Annotated in this window: 15 protein-coding genes and 1 pseudogene; 7 read left to right on the forward strand and 9 right to left on the reverse strand. The window is 63.4% G+C overall.

Annotated features, from left to right (window positions below):
* The first annotated feature begins 67 nt into the window (after window positions 1-67).
* The 5 genes from MYXE_RS02600 (at window position 68) to MYXE_RS02620 (ending at window position 4,575) form a co-directional block, all read left to right on the forward strand.
* Window positions 68-367 (forward strand): hydrogenase maturation nickel metallochaperone HypA, encoded by a 300-nt coding sequence (locus MYXE_RS02600; protein WP_232061710.1) that lies wholly within the window; start codon window positions 68-70, stop codon window positions 365-367.
* Between the two features lie 4 nt (window positions 368-371).
* A complete protein-coding gene (gene hypB, locus MYXE_RS02605; protein ID WP_085197412.1) occupies window positions 372-1,190 on the forward strand; it encodes a hydrogenase nickel incorporation protein HypB in 819 nt (272 codons plus the stop codon).
* A gap of 107 nt (window positions 1,191-1,297) precedes the next feature.
* Window positions 1,298-2,347 (forward strand): class 1 fructose-bisphosphatase, encoded by a 1,050-nt coding sequence (locus MYXE_RS02610; protein ID WP_232061711.1) that lies wholly within the window; start codon window positions 1,298-1,300, stop codon window positions 2,345-2,347.
* Window positions 2,348-2,353: 6 nt separating this feature from the next.
* A complete protein-coding gene (locus MYXE_RS02615) occupies window positions 2,354-3,178 on the forward strand; it encodes a phosphoribulokinase (protein WP_269474416.1) in 825 nt (274 codons plus the stop codon).
* Between the two features lie 401 nt (window positions 3,179-3,579).
* Window positions 3,580-4,575 (forward strand): HAD-IIA family hydrolase, encoded by a 996-nt coding sequence (locus tag MYXE_RS02620; protein ID WP_085197418.1) that lies wholly within the window; start codon window positions 3,580-3,582, stop codon window positions 4,573-4,575.
* A gap of 307 nt (window positions 4,576-4,882) precedes the next feature.
* On the opposite strand, the gene MYXE_RS02625 is transcribed toward MYXE_RS02620, so the two are convergent.
* The 4 genes and pseudogenes from MYXE_RS02625 to MYXE_RS25055 form a co-directional block, all read right to left on the reverse strand.
* The gene (locus MYXE_RS02625; protein WP_085197420.1) at window positions 4,883-5,488 is read right to left on the reverse strand and encodes an alpha/beta fold hydrolase; all 606 of its coding nucleotides are present in this window, start codon (window positions 5,486-5,488) and stop codon (window positions 4,883-4,885) included.
* Complete coding sequence (locus MYXE_RS02630) at window positions 5,485-5,910, reverse strand: ribulose bisphosphate carboxylase small subunit (protein WP_085197422.1); 426 nt, start codon at window positions 5,908-5,910, stop codon at window positions 5,485-5,487. Before MYXE_RS02630 ends, MYXE_RS02625 begins: the two co-directional genes overlap by 4 nt.
* 12 nt (window positions 5,911-5,922) lie before the next feature.
* Window positions 5,923-7,344: a ribulose-bisphosphate carboxylase large subunit gene (locus MYXE_RS02635; RefSeq protein WP_332102214.1), complete on the reverse strand. Its 1,422-nt coding sequence runs from the start codon at window positions 7,342-7,344 to the stop codon at window positions 5,923-5,925.
* Window positions 7,260-7,541, reverse strand: a pseudogene (locus MYXE_RS25055) (hypothetical protein); the annotation flags it as partial. The gene MYXE_RS02635 and the pseudogene MYXE_RS25055, both read right to left, overlap by 85 nt.
* On the opposite strand from MYXE_RS25055, the gene MYXE_RS02640 reads away from it, so the two are divergent.
* On the forward strand, window positions 7,532-8,530 hold the full coding sequence (locus tag MYXE_RS02640; protein ID WP_085197426.1) for a class I fructose-bisphosphate aldolase: 999 nt from the start codon (window positions 7,532-7,534) through the stop codon (window positions 8,528-8,530). The pseudogene MYXE_RS25055 and the gene MYXE_RS02640 sit on opposite strands and share 10 nt — an antisense overlap.
* A gap of 493 nt (window positions 8,531-9,023) precedes the next feature.
* Here the strand turns inward: MYXE_RS02640 and MYXE_RS02645 are convergent, their stop codons facing one another.
* Genes MYXE_RS02645 through MYXE_RS02665 form a run of 5 tightly spaced genes read right to left on the reverse strand, consistent with a single transcriptional unit; the run spans window position 9,024 to window position 14,097 of the window.
* Complete coding sequence (locus tag MYXE_RS02645; RefSeq protein WP_161552034.1) at window positions 9,024-10,097, reverse strand: Gfo/Idh/MocA family protein; 1,074 nt, start codon at window positions 10,095-10,097, stop codon at window positions 9,024-9,026.
* A 56-nt stretch (window positions 10,098-10,153) separates the two neighbouring features.
* Window positions 10,154-10,627 carry a glycerate kinase gene (locus MYXE_RS02650; RefSeq protein WP_085197430.1) on the reverse strand — a complete coding sequence of 158 codons (474 nt, stop codon included), beginning with the start codon at window positions 10,625-10,627 and terminating at the stop codon, window positions 10,154-10,156.
* Window positions 10,628-10,634: 7 nt separating this feature from the next.
* Complete coding sequence (gene gcl, locus MYXE_RS02655) at window positions 10,635-12,413, reverse strand: glyoxylate carboligase (RefSeq protein ID WP_085197432.1); 1,779 nt, start codon at window positions 12,411-12,413, stop codon at window positions 10,635-10,637.
* A complete protein-coding gene (locus MYXE_RS02660) occupies window positions 12,410-13,294 on the reverse strand; it encodes a 2-hydroxy-3-oxopropionate reductase (RefSeq protein ID WP_085197434.1) in 885 nt (294 codons plus the stop codon). Before MYXE_RS02660 ends, gcl begins: the two co-directional genes overlap by 4 nt.
* Window positions 13,291-14,097, reverse strand: coding sequence for a hydroxypyruvate isomerase family protein (locus MYXE_RS02665; RefSeq protein ID WP_085197465.1), 807 nt, complete (start codon window positions 14,095-14,097; stop codon window positions 13,291-13,293). The genes MYXE_RS02660 and MYXE_RS02665 overlap by 4 nt, the downstream gene beginning before the upstream one ends.
* 1,041 nt (window positions 14,098-15,138) lie before the next feature.
* Between MYXE_RS02665 and MYXE_RS02670 the strand changes: the two genes are divergently transcribed.
* Window positions 15,139-15,906, forward strand: coding sequence for an IclR family transcriptional regulator (locus tag MYXE_RS02670; RefSeq protein WP_112650056.1), 768 nt, complete (start codon window positions 15,139-15,141; stop codon window positions 15,904-15,906).
* The last annotated feature ends 7 nt before the right edge of the window (window positions 15,907-15,913 follow it).

Genomic DNA, 15,913 nt, shown 5'->3' on the forward strand with positions numbered 1-15,913 from the left:
GTCGTGGACTGACTCCAGGAGGCTGGCGGTGCATGAACTCTCGATCTGCAGCGCGATAGTCGGCGTTGTGCGGAAGCGCGCTGACGGCCGCGGGGTCCGCATAGTAAATCTGCGAATCGGGGAGCTGCGCCAGATCGTTCCCGACACCTTGGTCTACTGCTGGTCGTTGGTTACCGAAGGATCCGAACTGGCGGCCACAGAGCTGTGTATCGAGCGGATACCGGCCAAAATCCGCTGTAATAGCTGTGGTTGCGAGCAAGTCCTCACCGAGCTGTCACTGCTGTGCCCGGCCTGCCTCGATCGGACCGTCGACCTAGTCGAAGGCGACGAATTCCTGCTTACTTCCCTCGAACTTACGGAGGTGTGACGCCGTGGGCCGATTCCACAGACACGAAGACGGTTCTGTACACGACCATGACCATGACCACCTGGAACATGACCATGACTACCTGGAACCCACAACGTCGGCTGACGTCGGTGATCACCGCGGCTACCAAACTGGTTCCGAGCGGATCATGGTGCTCGAGCGGATCTTCGCAGAAAATGATCAGACCGCCGCAGCCAATCGCAGCGACTTCGACGATGCGGGCGTCATCGCGGTCAACCTGATGTCATCCCCGGGCGCCGGGAAAACTGCGGTGCTGCAGCAGACTTTACGTCGGCTGCAGGACACATTGCGCATCGGTATCATCGAGGGTGACATCGAGACAAGCATCGACGCAGACCGCCTCGAGGGTCTTGGTGCGGCCATCACGCTGATCAACACCGCCAACGGATTCGGCGGCGAGTGCCACCTCGATGCCCCGATGGTGCGCTCGGCAATTCCACGGCTGCCGCTTTCCGCCCTGGATCTGGTGATCATCGAAAACGTCGGCAACCTTGTATGCCCCGCCGAATTCGAGGTCGGCGAGCACGCCCGCGCGATGGTGTATTCGGTAACCGAAGGTGAAGAAAAACCCCTGAAATACCCGGTGATGTTCCGCTCAGCCGACGTCGTGCTGGTCAACAAGGTCGATTTGATCCCTCACCTCGATTTCGACATCCGACTTTTCAACACCAACCTGCACTTGGTGAATCCGGGAGCAGCCGTGATCGAAATGAGTGCACGAACCGGATTCGGGATCGACGCCTGGTGCGAGTGGCTGCTGACTACCTGGAGGGCATGCCGTACCGCGGCAGGGACGACTTGATGCGCTGAGCAGAGCAAGACACCCCTAGATTTCCACCCAGGAGGGGGAGGGCTAGATCGCGCGGCCGGGCCACCCTCTTAGGCATGCTGAGAGATCACACCACGCTGGTGCAGTTCTTGATCGAAGAGCGTCGGCGGTATCCGGGCGCCTCCGGGGACCTCAATGGACTGATCCTCAATGTGGCATTGGCCTGCAAGGCGATCGCGAATCGGGTAGCTGCCGGGGCTTTGGGCGGCGTGCTGGGCTCCGCGGAACACACCAACGTTCAGGGTGAGGTGCAGCAGAAGCTGGATGTGATAGCTAACGAATACTTCTTGCGTGCCACCGAGTGGGGCGGTCAGGTGGCGGGAATGGTTTCCGAGGAATTGCCAGAGCCCTACCGCCTTCCGGCAGAGTATTCCAAAGGCAAGTATCTATTGGTATTTGACCCGCTGGACGGTTCATCGAACATCGACGTCAACGTGTCTGTCGGCAGTATCTTTTCGATCCTGCCCGCGCCTAACCCTGGGGCGGATGCCCAGCCCGAGGATTTCCTTCAACCTGGCACAAAGCAGGTCTGTGCCGGCTATGCGATCTACGGCCCGTCGACCGTGCTGGTGCTCTCGGTGGGAAACGGAGTTCACGCATTCACCCTGGACCCGAAACTCGGTGAGTTCATCCTGACTCGAGAGGGTATCCAGATTCCCCCGACGACGAAGGAATTCGCGATCAACGCATCCAATCAGCGATTCTGGGAGCCTGCTGTGCAACGCTACGTGCAGGAATGTCTGGCTGGCCGATCGGGACCGCGGCGCAAGGATTTCAACATGCGTTGGGTCGCTTCGCTGGTGGCGGAGACCCACCGCATCCTTACCCGCGGTGGAGTGTTCCTCTACCCTCGTGACTCCCGCGAGCCCGTCAAGCCAGGAAGACTACGACTGTTGTATGAGGCCAACCCTATGGCATTTTTGATTGAACAGGCTGGGGGAGCCGCGAGCACCGGGCGCGGCCGCATGCTCGACGTCGTGCCCGTGGAGTTGCACCAGCGCGCCCCACTGGTCTTCGGTGCGCGCGAAGAGGTCAAGCTTATCGAGAGTTATCACCAAGAGGATTACGACGCGCCGACGTCTTGGCCGCTCTACGGAACCCGCGGCCTTTTCCGTACCCACGTTGGTTGACCGGCCATGTCTCGCCAGCACCCGATTGTCTCGGTCACCGGCTCCTCCGGTGCCGGTACCACCTCGGTCATGCGCACCTTCGAGCAGATCTTCCGCCGCGAAGGGATCAACGTTGTCTATGTCGAGGGCGACAGCTTCCACCGCTACGACCGCGCCGAGATGAAAACTGCCATCGCGGATGCCCACGCCCGGGGTGATCATACTTTCAGTCACTTCGGGCCTGAGGCTAACCTCTTCGAGGAACTCGAAAAGCTCTTCCGGACGTACGGTGAAAGCGGGACAGGTCAGATCCGCAAGTACCTGCACGACGAGGAGGAGGCCAAACCATATCGCCAGCAGCCCGGCACATTCACACCATGGGAGGATCTGGCGCCGGATTCCGACATGCTGTTCTACGAAGGCTTACACGGCGCCGTCGTTACCGAGGCAGTCGATGTTGCGCGCCACGCGGACCTGCGTATCGGTGTCGTCCCGGTGATTAATCTAGAATGGATTCAGAAGCTACACCGCGACAGGGTGGTCCGTGGATACACATCTGAGGCCGTTGCCGATACTATTTTGCGTCGGATGCCGGACTACGTGAATTACATCTGCCCGCAGTTCTCTCGTACTGATGTCAACTTCCAGCGTGTCCCCGTAGTCGACACCTCAAACCCGTTCATTGCCAGAACAATTCCTACTGCCGATGAGTCGATGCTGGTCATCAGATTTCGCGATCCGCACGGTATCGATTTCCCCCTATTTGTTGTCAATGCTTCACGATTCGTTCATGTCGCGGCCCAACACGATCGTGTGTCCGGGGGGGCAAGATGGATTTGGCGATGCAGCTAATCTTCACTCCGATGATTCTTCGGCTCATCGAACGGCGCAACGCCGAGCTGCTCTGCCACTGAGCTAAGCAGGGACGCTTCGAATGCCTGAGATCGACGTGCAACGGGTGTGAGTTGCAATGCGTGTACTCGTGCCAGCTGTAGCAACGATTGCGGATACTGCTTCCGGACACACTCTGCACCGCAGCGATTATGTGCTTGCCGCTCGCGGCCGCCCAGCGTGAGTTGGTTGTCAAAAGCCCCCACAGCGGGGCAGATCCTCCGCCCAGGTGGGGAATTTCGGAGTCCCCGCAAACCAGCTTTGTCATGGGACTGAAGTCAACACTTCATCATATGTGCCATTTCAGCAAGAGTAGCTCAAGTCGATACCGCCAAAGTCGTTGCAGTGAGTAAAGTTACACCATGATTGCAGACCGGGTTTGTCTTGTCGATGGGCACGACTGCCTGCTGCTCGATCTCGACGGAACGGTGTTTCGTGGGTCCTTACCGACTCCCGGCGCGGTCGAAACGCTTGCCACGGTTGGTGCTCGCACGCTTTTCTTGACCAATAATGCATCGCGAAGCGCCGAAGAGGTGGCAAAGCACCTATGTGGATTGGGACTTGCTGTCCATCCAGGCGATGTCGTTACCAGCGCCCAGAGCGCCGCGCGCGCCATCAGCGCCCGCCTGCCAGGTGGTTCGAAGGTACTGGTAGTCGGCACCGAGGCCTTGGCCGCCGAGACCGCTCGCGTAGGCCTGCAGCCGGTACGGTCGTATAGCGACGCGCCGGTGGCGGTTTTACAAGGCCATTCTCCTCACACCGGCTGGGCCGATCTCGCCGAGGCCACACTGGCAATTCGTGGCGGTGCATTGTGGGTCGCAACCAATGCCGACGTGACACTGCCGTCCGATCGAGGATTGGTGCCCGGCAACGGTTCTATGGTCGCGGCTTTGCGGGCAGCGACCGGTGTAGAACCGGAAGTCGTCGGCAAGCCGGCCGCAGCGATGATTCGAGATGCATTGGCGACCGGTACTTTTCATTCACCGCTGGTGGTAGGCGACCGTCTCGACACGGATATCGCCGGCGCCAACGCCGCCGGTTTACCCAGCGTAGTCGTGCTCACCGGCGTGAGCACGACCGCCGATCTGCTTTTTGCCTCGGATCAGCAGCGCCCGACGTACCTAGCCGAAGACCTCCGTGGCCTTTTCCTACCTGCGGTAAGTATGCGGATTGGTCCGCAGTCCGGCTGGCACGTCCAGACCGGCGACGATGCCGTGACGGTGACCTCGACTGGTGGCAGCGAGTCGCTGTCCGCGGTGCGTGCCGCGCTTGATGCGGCCTGGCGCAATGGCGTATTTCGGGTGCGTGCTGGTGATAAGCAGGCACGAGACGCACTGCGGCAGTGGGGCCTTGTTTGACCCCAAGTAAGTTATGCATGGGGCGTGGTGTGCTGTTCGCCTCGTAGGCAGCGGTCATTCGCCCACCCGGGTCATCCGGATTCGGACCTGAGTACTCGTGTGGTGCGCCTTCCAGCCCGCGGCCCGTGTCAACGTCCACCGAACACGCCAGTGAAGTCCGTTGATAGATGGTCGAGTTCAGCGTGCAGGACACCGGCCGGGAGCACCCCGGCAGCCTGGCCCAAGCTACGCGAGTAGACCAGACCACGCCATCCACCAGTGGTATCTCAGCACGAAGGGCCGATTTCGGCACGCCCTCACCGGCCGCTCACCAGGAGTATGACCGCAGCACCACCTCAGTCGCCAGTTGTGCTGCGAAGTGCTTTGATCCTCGCCATCCCGCCATCTCGGTCAGTCGGAAGTCACCATGCACGTACCGCCTGCTCGCTTGAGCAACTGACCGGGCCACCGGGGTGCTCACGAGCACAGTGGTGTCGACGTCGACGTGCGGGCAGTCCGCGTCGCGGACAACGCCGGTCGTGTCGGGGACTCGCGGGTGTCCGGCGTCGACCACCACCAGCCCCCTGAAACGTTCGGGATGATGTGCAGCGAGTTTCCAACTCAATTCGGCGCACAGCCCGTCTCCGACCAGCACGGCGCCAGTGACCCCGAGGCGATCCAGGATACGAACAACCGACTTGGTGGTCAGCCGCGGATCGGCTCCGACGACGACGGTGCAGATTAAAGCGATGTGTAGACGATGGAGTCGCTCGCGTACCTCATCGTAGGCACCGTCGTCGTGTCGATTGTCTTCGAACATGACGACATAACGCCCGTTTTCGCGACCTCCCACGCGGACCGGCACTCGGTATCCGTCGATTGTGAAGACATGGCACACCGATTCGTTTGGTGTCTGCACCGTGAGCTCGGTCATGGTGCAGCGTAGCGTTCTCCAACTGGCCGTTGGGTGGCGTAAGCGAAGGTGGTGTATTGGATGCGGCGGTCGTTGGCTTCGGCGCGGTCGAGCCGGAAGCCGGGTTCTTCGGCGGGTCGCTGCACGATGAACGACAACGCGACGGTCATCCGCCCGAGGCTGGCGTCGTAGGCGTTAAGCCGCACATAGTGATTGGGGTAGGCGGCCCGGCACTGATTGACCTCCATCAACACTCCCGCGGGGTCTTTGAGGTCGAACATCGGCAGGCCCCACATCTCCCAGTAGGTGTTGCGCGGGTGGGGATCGTCGGTGAATTCCACCGACAACGGCCAGCCGTTGTCCAGCGCGTAGTTGATTTGAGCGGTGATCTCCTCATCAGTGAAGTCGGGCAGATACGAGAAGGTGCCTTGGGTAATGCGCATGGTGTGCTCCTGTTAGTTGGCGGTCGGTGTGGCAACGACGTCGGGGGTGTCAGTGGAGGCGTAGTTGAAGGTGATATCGCCCCAGGTGGCCAACGCGACGTCGAGCGCACGGTTGCGCGACGCGGCTTTCTTGAGGATGTCCGGGCCCTCCTTGTAGTAGTCGCGGCCCTCGTTGCGGGCTTTGATCATCGCCTCGACCGCAACCCGGTTGGCTTCGGCGCCGGCGGCGATGCCCATCGGGTGACCGATGGTGCCGCCACCGAATTGCAGCACCACGTCCTCGCCGAGATAGTGCAGCAGCTGGTGCATCTGGCCGGCGTGGATGCCCCCGGACGCGACCGGCATGACCCCGGGCATCGACGCCCATTCCTGGTCGAAATACAGGCCCTTGACCGGATCGGCCTTGATGCTACCGAGACGGCACGTGTCGTAGTAGCCCGCAGTGGCATGCGGGTCGCCCTCCAGCTTGCCGACGACGGTGCCGGCGTGGATGTGGTCCACACCGGCCAGGCGCATCCACTTCGCGATGACCCGGAAGCTGACGCCGTGCGCTTTCTGTCGGGTGTAGGTCCCGTGTCCGGCGCGGTGAAGGTGCAGAATAACTCCGTTGGCACGCGCCCATTTGGCCATCGACTGGATCGCGGTGTAACCGACGGTCAGATCGATCATGATGATCACCGAGCCGAGTTCCTTGGCGAAGTTGGCCCGCTCGTACATGTCCTCCATGGTGGCGGCGGTGACGTTGAGGTAGTGGCCCTTGATCTCGCCGGTTGCGGCCTGTGCGCGGTTGACGGCTTCCATGACGAACAGGTAGCGGTCCCGCCAGCGCATAAACGGCTGGGAGTTGATGTTCTCGTCGTCCTTGGTGAAGTCCAGGCCGCCGCGCAGCGCCTCGTAGACGACACGGCCGTAGTTGCGCGCGGAGAGGCCCAGTTTGGGTTTGGTGGTGGCACCCAGTAGCGGACGGCCGAACTTGTTGAGATACTCGCGCTCCATCACGATACCGTGCGCGGGGCCTTGGAACGTTTTTACATACTGCGAGGGGATACGCATGTCTTCCAAGCGCAGCGCCTTGAGCGCCTTGAACCCGAACACGTTGCCGATGATCGAGCTGGTCAGGTTTGCGATCGAGCCCTCCTCGAACAGGTCGAGGTCATAGGCGATCCACGCAATGTATTGCTCAGGATTGTTGGGCACGGGGTCGACCTTGAAGCACTTGGCCTGATAGTGCTCGTAGGCCGTGAGCCGGTCGGTCCAGACCACCGTCCAGGTAGCGGTGCTCGACTCGCCGGGCCACCGCAGCGCCGGGCCTCTTCCGGCGGCACGCCCGGCTGAGGAGTTACCCTGAAGGCGCACAGCACGTCTGTGTCCTTCGGCTCGTAATCTGGTTTCCAGTAACCCATTTCGGCGTAGGGGATCACGCCAGCATTCCATCGATCTGTCATGGAATGAAATGCTGTCAGCAAATGATGTAGATGTCTATCGAGAATCGACCATTGAGAATTAACCTTTTGCTTAGCTAACTCACCCCGCACATCCACCCCCTTGGGTGAGACCAACCTCCCGAGCCGCGCGTTAGTTTTCATGCTGAACACCGCTTGTACGAAGGACGCACCACACGATGACCACATACAGAGAAATCGCAGCAGACCTGATGGCTCCCGGAAAAGGCATTCTGGCCGCCGACGAGAGCATCGCTACCATGTCGGCACGGCTACGTGACGCCGGGGTCGAACCTAGCGCTGAAAGGCGGCGGGATTACCGGGAGCTTCTGGCGAGCACACCGCAGCTTGCGCAGAGCATCTCTGGGATCATCTTCTGTGACGAGACATTGCGCCAAACGTTCAGTGATGGAACGCCATTCGCCCAGGCGGTGGCTGCGCGAGGAATCCTACCCGGGATCAAGGTCGACACCGGCGCCAAGCCGTGCCCCGGCCTGCCAGGTGAGAAGGTCACCGAGGGTCTCGACGGGCTTCCCGCCCGTCTAGCGGAGTACGCCGCAATGGGCGCAGCATTTGCCAAGTGGCGCGCCGTCTTTGAGATCACTGACAGCACACCAACCCGCGGCGCGATACGGGTCAACGCTGATGCCCTGGCCCGCTATGCTGCCGCCTGCCAAGAGGCGGGACTCGTCCCGATCGTCGAGCCGGAAGTGCTGATGGATGGTGAGCACAGCCGCGACCGCTGCGCCGAGGTCACCTCCGAGGTGCACGCCGCGGTTCGTGAGAACCTGGCCCTGTTGAACGTCGATTTGGCGGGGATCGTGCTCAAACCAAACATGGTGATCGAAGGCCAAGGCCACAAGCCACAGTCGACACCGGCAGAAGTCGCCGAGGACACCGTGCGGGTGCTGAGGGCATGGCCTGCTGACCTCGCGGGCGTGGCATTCTTGTCCGGGGGGCAATCGCCCGAGCGTGCGACCGCCAACCTCGCGGCGATGCAGCAGCACAGGACCCCATGGCCACTGACTTTTTCGTTCGGCCGGGCCCTGGTGTCGCCTGCATTGACCGCGTGGCACGGTGAACCGGGACTCATTGCGGCAGGCCAAGCTGCTCTCGCCGAGCGGGTCGCCGCCAATGGTGCAGCTGCAAGTCTGCGCACCGCCTTGCAATCCGCCTGATTCCGCACGGGAGCAGCGGACAGCCCCGATGCGCTGCTCCCGTGCCCAGGGGCGGCGCGGGCTCGCTTCACGCGCACGTTAGGCGGCGGGCAAGGCAGACGCCAGCGTGGGTAGGGTTAGTGCCGACCGGTGTCGCGCCTGGATTCGCTCGGCGCGGTGGTAGCGTGCGACGACGTGACCCACCCGCAACGATGTCGGAACCTGTTACACCACAGCATCTCTCACCTGGGTTGCCGATGCTGGCGGGGCTCAAGCGGCTCGATGACAGCGACGCGAACACCTGGGGCCCTGGCTGACCTGGAAAGCGCGGCCTTGGCGTGAGTGAGCGCGCGCCTGCACGCCGGAAAGCAGGCTGGTCACTGGTGAACATCCTGATACATGCGGTTTCGGGACGACGATGATTGCGGTACGGACACTGCCCGAAAGTTGGCGCACCTTGCTCGCCAAAGCCAGGCGCGCCCTACGCGTGCACTGTGCCGTTGCCTAGGCGAAGTTACCCAATCGGCTCAGGGCACACCCATCGACGCTCGGCGTCGGCAGTGCGAATCGCGTCCAAGAGGGCCTGCACGTGGAGCCCCTCATCGAGCGAGGGGTCGGGTAGCGCGCCGTGCCGGATCGCGGCCGCAAACCGGCGCGCCACCCGCGCGAACGCCCTGGGTGAACTGGCATCCAACGGACCCTCGCTCTGCAATTCCTCGCCCGAGCGCGCAAACCACAACCGCCTTTCACCATCGAGCCGCACGGTGCCCGAATCGCCATAGACCTCGATAATTTCGCCGCGCTGGTGACGAGCGGTGGACACCAGCGTGACGACACCCAGCCCGCCTCCGCGAAACCGCATCAGCAACGCGTAGGTGTCCTCGGCGGTCACCGCTTGCAGCCGTCCGTTCCCATCCGCGCGGATCGGCACTCCCACTTCGGTGGCGGCCGCCACGGCGTCCACCTCGGGAAACATCTCCAGAACGAGGTCAAGATCGTGAACCCCGTATCCCTGTAGCCGACCCCCGCCAAGCCGGGCATCGTGCACCCACGTATAGGGGCGGGATTTGGGATCAGCATGATCGGAATGCACCAGCGTGACCGACACCATCCGCGGCCGTCCCACCACCTCACGCACACGCTCAATCAGCCGGTGGCGGGTCTGTTTCAGCCGAACTTCGAAATCAACCATGCCGATCACGCCAGCTGAGCGCACAGCTTGCACCAGGCGGCGGGCGTTGGTGAGGTTGTCTGCGAGCGGTTTCTCGCACAGCACATGCAGTCCCCGCTCCGCCGCAGCGATGGCGAGCGCAGAGTGGGTCGCCACTGGCGTCGCGACGTGCACAGCCTCTAGGCCAGGCACCGACAACAGCTCATAGAAGTCGGCCGTGCCGAGTTGCAGGCCGGCCTGCTTGGCCAGTTCTGCAGCACGCTCGGGTCGTCGCGACCACACGGCCACCGGCTCGAATTCCGCTAGTTCGGCATAAACGGGCAGCGCAACGTTGCTGCCGAACCCGCCGCCGGCAATAGCGATCTTGACGGGACGCAGTCCTCGGCCTCTGGTCGACGAACTTAACGTCGGTAGCAAAAATATCACCACCTAGATGGCCGGGCCGGCCCAGTCCTGGAACCGGCGCAGGGTCTTTATGCTGGCCGGAACTCGGCGCCGAGAACGAGTGCGGCGACTCCCGTTCCACCTGCCGCACCTGCGCCCGCGTGGTCGCGGTAATCCGAGCGAGTCGTGACCGCGACGACATCGGCGAAATGCGTGAGCGAGGCGGCGAGTTCGCGAACCTGTTCCGATTCATCGCTTTTCTGCGGTCCGTAGACGGCGGCCGTACCCTTCGGCCCTGTCAGCGGGTTGTCTACTTCGCTGTCGAGCATCAGGTGCACGCCGTCCATCGAGTCGAGCGCTGCGGCGAGGTCGACGCTCGCGATCGACGAAAGCGCCACACCACCATCGCTAACCGCTGATCTGGCCGCGTCGAGCAGTTGTGCACCAAGGCCGGCGAGAAACCCGGCGCCGCCGTCGGCGCTTGCCGAACCGCCGTCGCCGACGGCCTCGGCGGCGGCCAGCGATCCTTCGAATTTGTCGGGAGCGATCAGGACGGTCGGCATGGCAGTATCAGTCCAGTAAGGCGACGACCTCGGTCGGCGCGTCTTCACCCGTCACGGCCAGCTCCTCGAACTCGACCACATTGTCGATCTCGGTGCCCATCGACACGTTGGTGACCCGCTCGAGGATCACCTCGACCACCACGGGAACCCGATACTCGGCCATCAGGTACTTCGCGTGTTCCAGCGCCGCCCGCAACCGGCTCGGTTCGATGACGCGGATCGCCTTGCAGCCCAACCCTTCCGCCACTTTCACATGGTCGACGCCGTAGCCTCCGAGCTCGGGACTGTTGACATTGTCGAAGGACAGCTGAACGCAGTAGTCCATGTCGAACGCGCGCTGCGACTGCCGGATCAGGCCGAGGTAGGAGTTGTTGACCACGACATGGATGTAGGGGATGTTGAACTGCGCCCCGACGGCGAGTTCCTCGATGAGGAACTGGAAGTCATAGTCTCCCGACAGCGCCACCACCAGGGAGTCCGGGTCGGCGGTCGCGACACCCAGCGCCGCGGGAGCCGTCCATCCCAGCGGTCCCGCCTGGCCGGCGTTGATCCAGTGCCGCGGCTTGTAGACGTGGAGCAGCTGTGCGGCCTGGATCTGAGACAGACCGATGGTGCTGACGTATCGGGTGTCGCGCCCGAACGCCCTGTTCATCTCCTGATACACCCGCTGCGGCTTGATCGGGATGTTGTCGAAGTTGGTTCGCCGCAGCATGTTTCGTCTGCGCTGCCGGCACGACTCGGCCCATGCGCCTCGGTCCGGGAGACGGCCTTCGGTGTACCATTTTTTGGCGGTCTCGACGAGTACCTCCAGCGCCGCTTTCGCATCCGAGACGATGGCGTAATCCGGTGCGAAGACGCGGCCGATCTGGGTCGGCTCGATGTCGATGTGCACGAAGGTGCGGCCTTTGGTGTAAGTGTCGATGCCACCGGTGTGCCGGTTCGCCCACCGGTTGCCGATGCCGAGTACGAAATCCGACTCGAGCATGGTCGCATTGCCGTACCGGTGCGACGTCTGCAGGCCAACCATCCCCGCCCACAGGGGGTGATCGTCGGGGATGACGCCCCACGCCATCAACGTGGGCACCACCGGGACACCGGCGATCTCGGCCAGCGCCACCAGAAGGTCCGCAGCGTCGGCGTTGATCACGCCGCCTCCTGCGACGATCAGCGGACGCTCGGCGGCCGCCATCATCGTCAGCGCCTTCTCCGCCTGCTTGCGAGTGGCGGTGGGCCTCGTCACGGGCAGCGGCTCGTAGCTGTCGACGTCGAAGTCGATCTTGCCGAGTTGCACGTCCAGTGGAAGGTCGAGGAGCACGGGACCGGGGCGGCCTTCCCGCATGACGTGGAATGCCTTCTGGAAAGTGCCGGGCACCTGTGCCGACTCCATCACTGTCACCGCCCATTTGGTGACGGGGGTGGCGATGTCGGCGATGTTGATCGCCTGGAAGTCCTCCTTGTGAAGCTTGGCTACCGGCGCCTGCCCGGTGATGCAGAGGATCGGGATGGAGTCGGCCGATGCGGAGTACAGGCCGGTGATCATGTCGGTGCCTGCCGGGCCCGATGTCCCGATGCAGACGCCGATGTTGCCCGACCTGGCCCGTGTATATCCCTCGGCCATGTGCGAGGCGCCCTCGACGTGCCGCGCAAGCACATGCTTGATACCGCCGTGAGCGCGCATCGCGTCATAGAACGGATTGATCGCCGCGCCAGGCAAGCCGAACGCCTGGGTGGCGCCCTCCTTCTCCAGGATCAGGACCGCGGCGTCGACCGCACGCATCTTCGTCATGGTTGAGCCCTTCCGCTCAGCCGTTGGACACCGCGCAGCAGCGCGGAATGGTCGAGGCTCCCGTCGCCGTTGGCCAGCGCGCTGGCCATCAACTGGGCGACCAGACCCCCGAGCGGCACCACGACGCCCACCTCCCGGGCGGCTGCGGTGACGATGCCGAGGTCCTTGTGGTGCAATGAGATTCGAAAGCCGGGGTCGAACGAGCGGTTGAGCATGTTTTCCTTTTTTTGGTCCAGCACCTTGGATCCGGCAAGGCCACCGCCGAGCACCTGGAGGGCCGCCGCAGTGTCGACGCCGTACGCCTCGACGAAGACGACCGCTTCGGCCAGCGCCTCGATGTTCGCGGCCACGATAAGCTGGTTGGCCGCCTTGACGGTCTGCCCGGCGCCGCTCGGACCGACATGGACGATCGTCTTGCCGACCGTTTCGAGGATGGGTCGTGCGGCCTGGAAATCATCGGCTTCGCCGCCGACCATGATCGACAGCGCCGCGCTTTTCGCACCCGCTTCACCGCCCGAGACAGGCGCGTCGAGCAACCTCATGTCTTTGGCGGCGGCCTGCTCGGCGAGTTGGGCGGTGACGTCGGGGCGGATGCTGGAGAAGTCGATGATCAAGGTGCCGGACTTCGCTTTGTCGAAGACGCCGCCCTCTCCTGCGAGCACGTCGGTGACATCGCGTGAGTCCGGCACCATCACGCACACCACTTCGGCGTCTGCGACGGCGTCGGCGATCGACTGCGCCGCGCGGCCCCCCGCTTCGACCAGGGCGGCGGTCTTCTCGGATGTGCGGTTGTAGCCGGTGACCTGATGGCCCGCCTTGGCCAGGCGGACCGCCATGGGGCTGCCCATGACGCCGAGGCCGATGAAGGCGATGTTCGTCATCCGCACTCCTGTTGGTCTTTGATCCAGTCGAAGCTGTCAGCGGAAGCGCCGGATGGTTTGTATTCGAGGCCGACCCATCCGTCGTACCCCGCATTGCGGAGATCGGTAAGCTGCGCGAGCAACGGAAGCTCTCCGGTGCCCGGCTCATGGCGTCCCGGCGCGTCGGCGATCTGCACATGCGCGATCCGGTTGGCGTGGTCGGCGATCACCTTGTCGACGTTGTCACCGTTGACGGCGAGGTGATACAGGTCGGCGAGCAGGGCGATGTTCGGCTCGCCTGCGCGGTCGATGACCGCCAGTGCGTCGGCGGCGGTGAGCAACGAGTATGCGGGCGCGCCGCTGATGGGCTCGACGAGCACGGTCCCGCCGATCCGGGCGGCCGCCTTGGCGGCCAGTGCCAGGTTTTCGGTGCCGAGTTCATCCTGCTGCTCCGGCGACGCATCGTCGACGCGGTTGCCGTACAGCGCGTTGAACGCCTTGCAGCCTAAGCGTTCGCCGATGCCGATGGTGACGTCGATATTGTCACGGAACTCCGCGCAGCGCGCAGGCCACGACACGAGGCCGCGGTCACCGCCCGCCATGTCACCGGCGAAGAAGTTCAGCGCGACGAGTTGCACTCCGGCGTTCTCAATCGAGGTGATGAACGCGTCGAGCTCCTTGTCGGCCGGCACCGCGCGCTCGAAGGGCCACCAGAATTCGACGCCGTCGAAACCCGCTCGCTTCACGGCCCCGGGTCGCTGGAGCAGTGGCAGTTCGGTGAACAGGATCGAGCAGTTGACTTCGTACGGAAGTGGGTGGTTCATGAAATCAGCCTTTCTGCAGACGCTCAGAGAATCGCCCGGCGCCTCGGCCAGCGGGCGACCCCGGGTGACGACGTAGTACGCGATGGCGCCACGCGCAGCCCCGATGAACCAGCCGAACGGCGCGACCTTGCCGAACGTGGGGACCAGCGCCAGCACACGTCACCGAGCGCGCCGAGGCGGGGGTCGCGTCGGTCATGCTCTTGGCGGTGTTGACGTTGGCGGCCAGGATTTTCACTCTTGCGCTCCCGAGGCTGTCGACGATCAGATAGTTCCGTATTGCGGATTTTTATTTCCGTTTGACGGTAGTGTGTCCGCCATCACTGGCGCTGTCAAGAGCACGGAACAACAATGGATGACCGGTGGTCAGTCCCTCGTACGGCGCTTTACCGGCTCGGGCAGCCTGTCAGGGGTCGACGCCGACCGTCGAGTTCCGCTGGGTCGAGGGCGCCGCTCGACACAAACACCGCGGTGCCCGCGGCGGCGACCTGCATTACAGCTTTGGTCGGCGACGGGATTTTCGATGGTCCGGTAGCCGGCCGCCGCGCCGAGCGAGCCCGAGTAGTCGTGTGTGCCGTGCACCCCGGTGGCGCGCTCGCCTCCTGTATGGATCATGCGCGCGAAGGGCCTGTCAGGTTCGAGCGAGCACGACTCTTCGACCGCGGCGAGCGCGTAAACGAATGCGTAGACCTGCTCGATAGACGTCACCTTGGGCAATGTGACGACGAAGCCGGGGTCACGCCATCTGCCTCTACCAGGGTGCGGACGAACGTCTGGAGCGTGCGGGCGCCGCGATGACGCCAGCGCGCCCCGAAGCTTGTGATTCGGATGCCGTGAAACGCGTGGCGCTTCCGGAAGCTGTCGGTTTTGTGAGATCTGTCGCGGCGTCGCGGCACGCAACGCGTCTGCATGCACGAGCCGTGCGTCGAGTTCATCGGCGTGTGCGCTGCGGTCATCGGCATGACCTCGCTGTACTCGGTGTTTTCGTATCGTGGAGATAATATCTGGATGGCGGTATTCAGAAACCCAGTTGAGGACGACGCCATGGCCGACGCGGCACCCAAACCCAAGGCCCGCGCCGGGTCCGTGCAGTCGGTCGAGCGCGCCTTCTCGTTGCTCGAGCTGATGGCCGACGCAGGCGGGACTCTTGGGCTGTCGCAGCTCGCCAATCAGTCCGGTCTTCCACTTCCCACGATCCACCGATTGCTGCGCACGCTGGTCGACCTCGGCTACATCCGCCAGGAGTCATCGCGCCAGTACGTTCTCGGCCCCGGCCTGATCCGGCTCGGCGACGCATCATCGCGGATGCTCAGCGTGTGGGCGCGTCCCCATTTGGCAAGGCTGGTCGACGAACTCGGTGAGTCGGCGAACTTGGCGATGCTCGACGGTGACGAGATCGTCTATGTCGCGCAGGCACCGTCGCGCCACTCCATGCGGATGTTTACCGAAGTCGGCCGTCGGGTGCAGCCGCACTGTACCGCGGTTGGCAAAGCGATCTTGGCCACCATGCCGATAGACGAAGTGCGCGAGATACTCAACCGTTCCGGCATGCCGCGCCATACCGACGCCACCATCACCGACCCCGACGAGTTCATCGGCCAGCTCGCCTTCGCTGCCAAGCAGGGCTATGCGATCGACGAAGGCGAGCAGGAGACCGGCGTGCGCTGTGTGGCCGTCGCAATCCCCGATGCGGCATCGCGGCTTGCGCTGTCGATTTCCGGGCCCGCAGGCCGGGTGACAGACGAGCTGATCGAGCGCGCCGTGCCGCTGCTGACGAATGCGTGTAAGGCGCTGTCGGCCGATCTGAGTTGATGGGCCT

The organism is Mycobacterium xenopi, assembly GCF_009936235.1.
Taxonomy (GTDB): Bacteria; Actinomycetota; Actinomycetes; order Mycobacteriales; family Mycobacteriaceae; genus Mycobacterium; species Mycobacterium xenopi.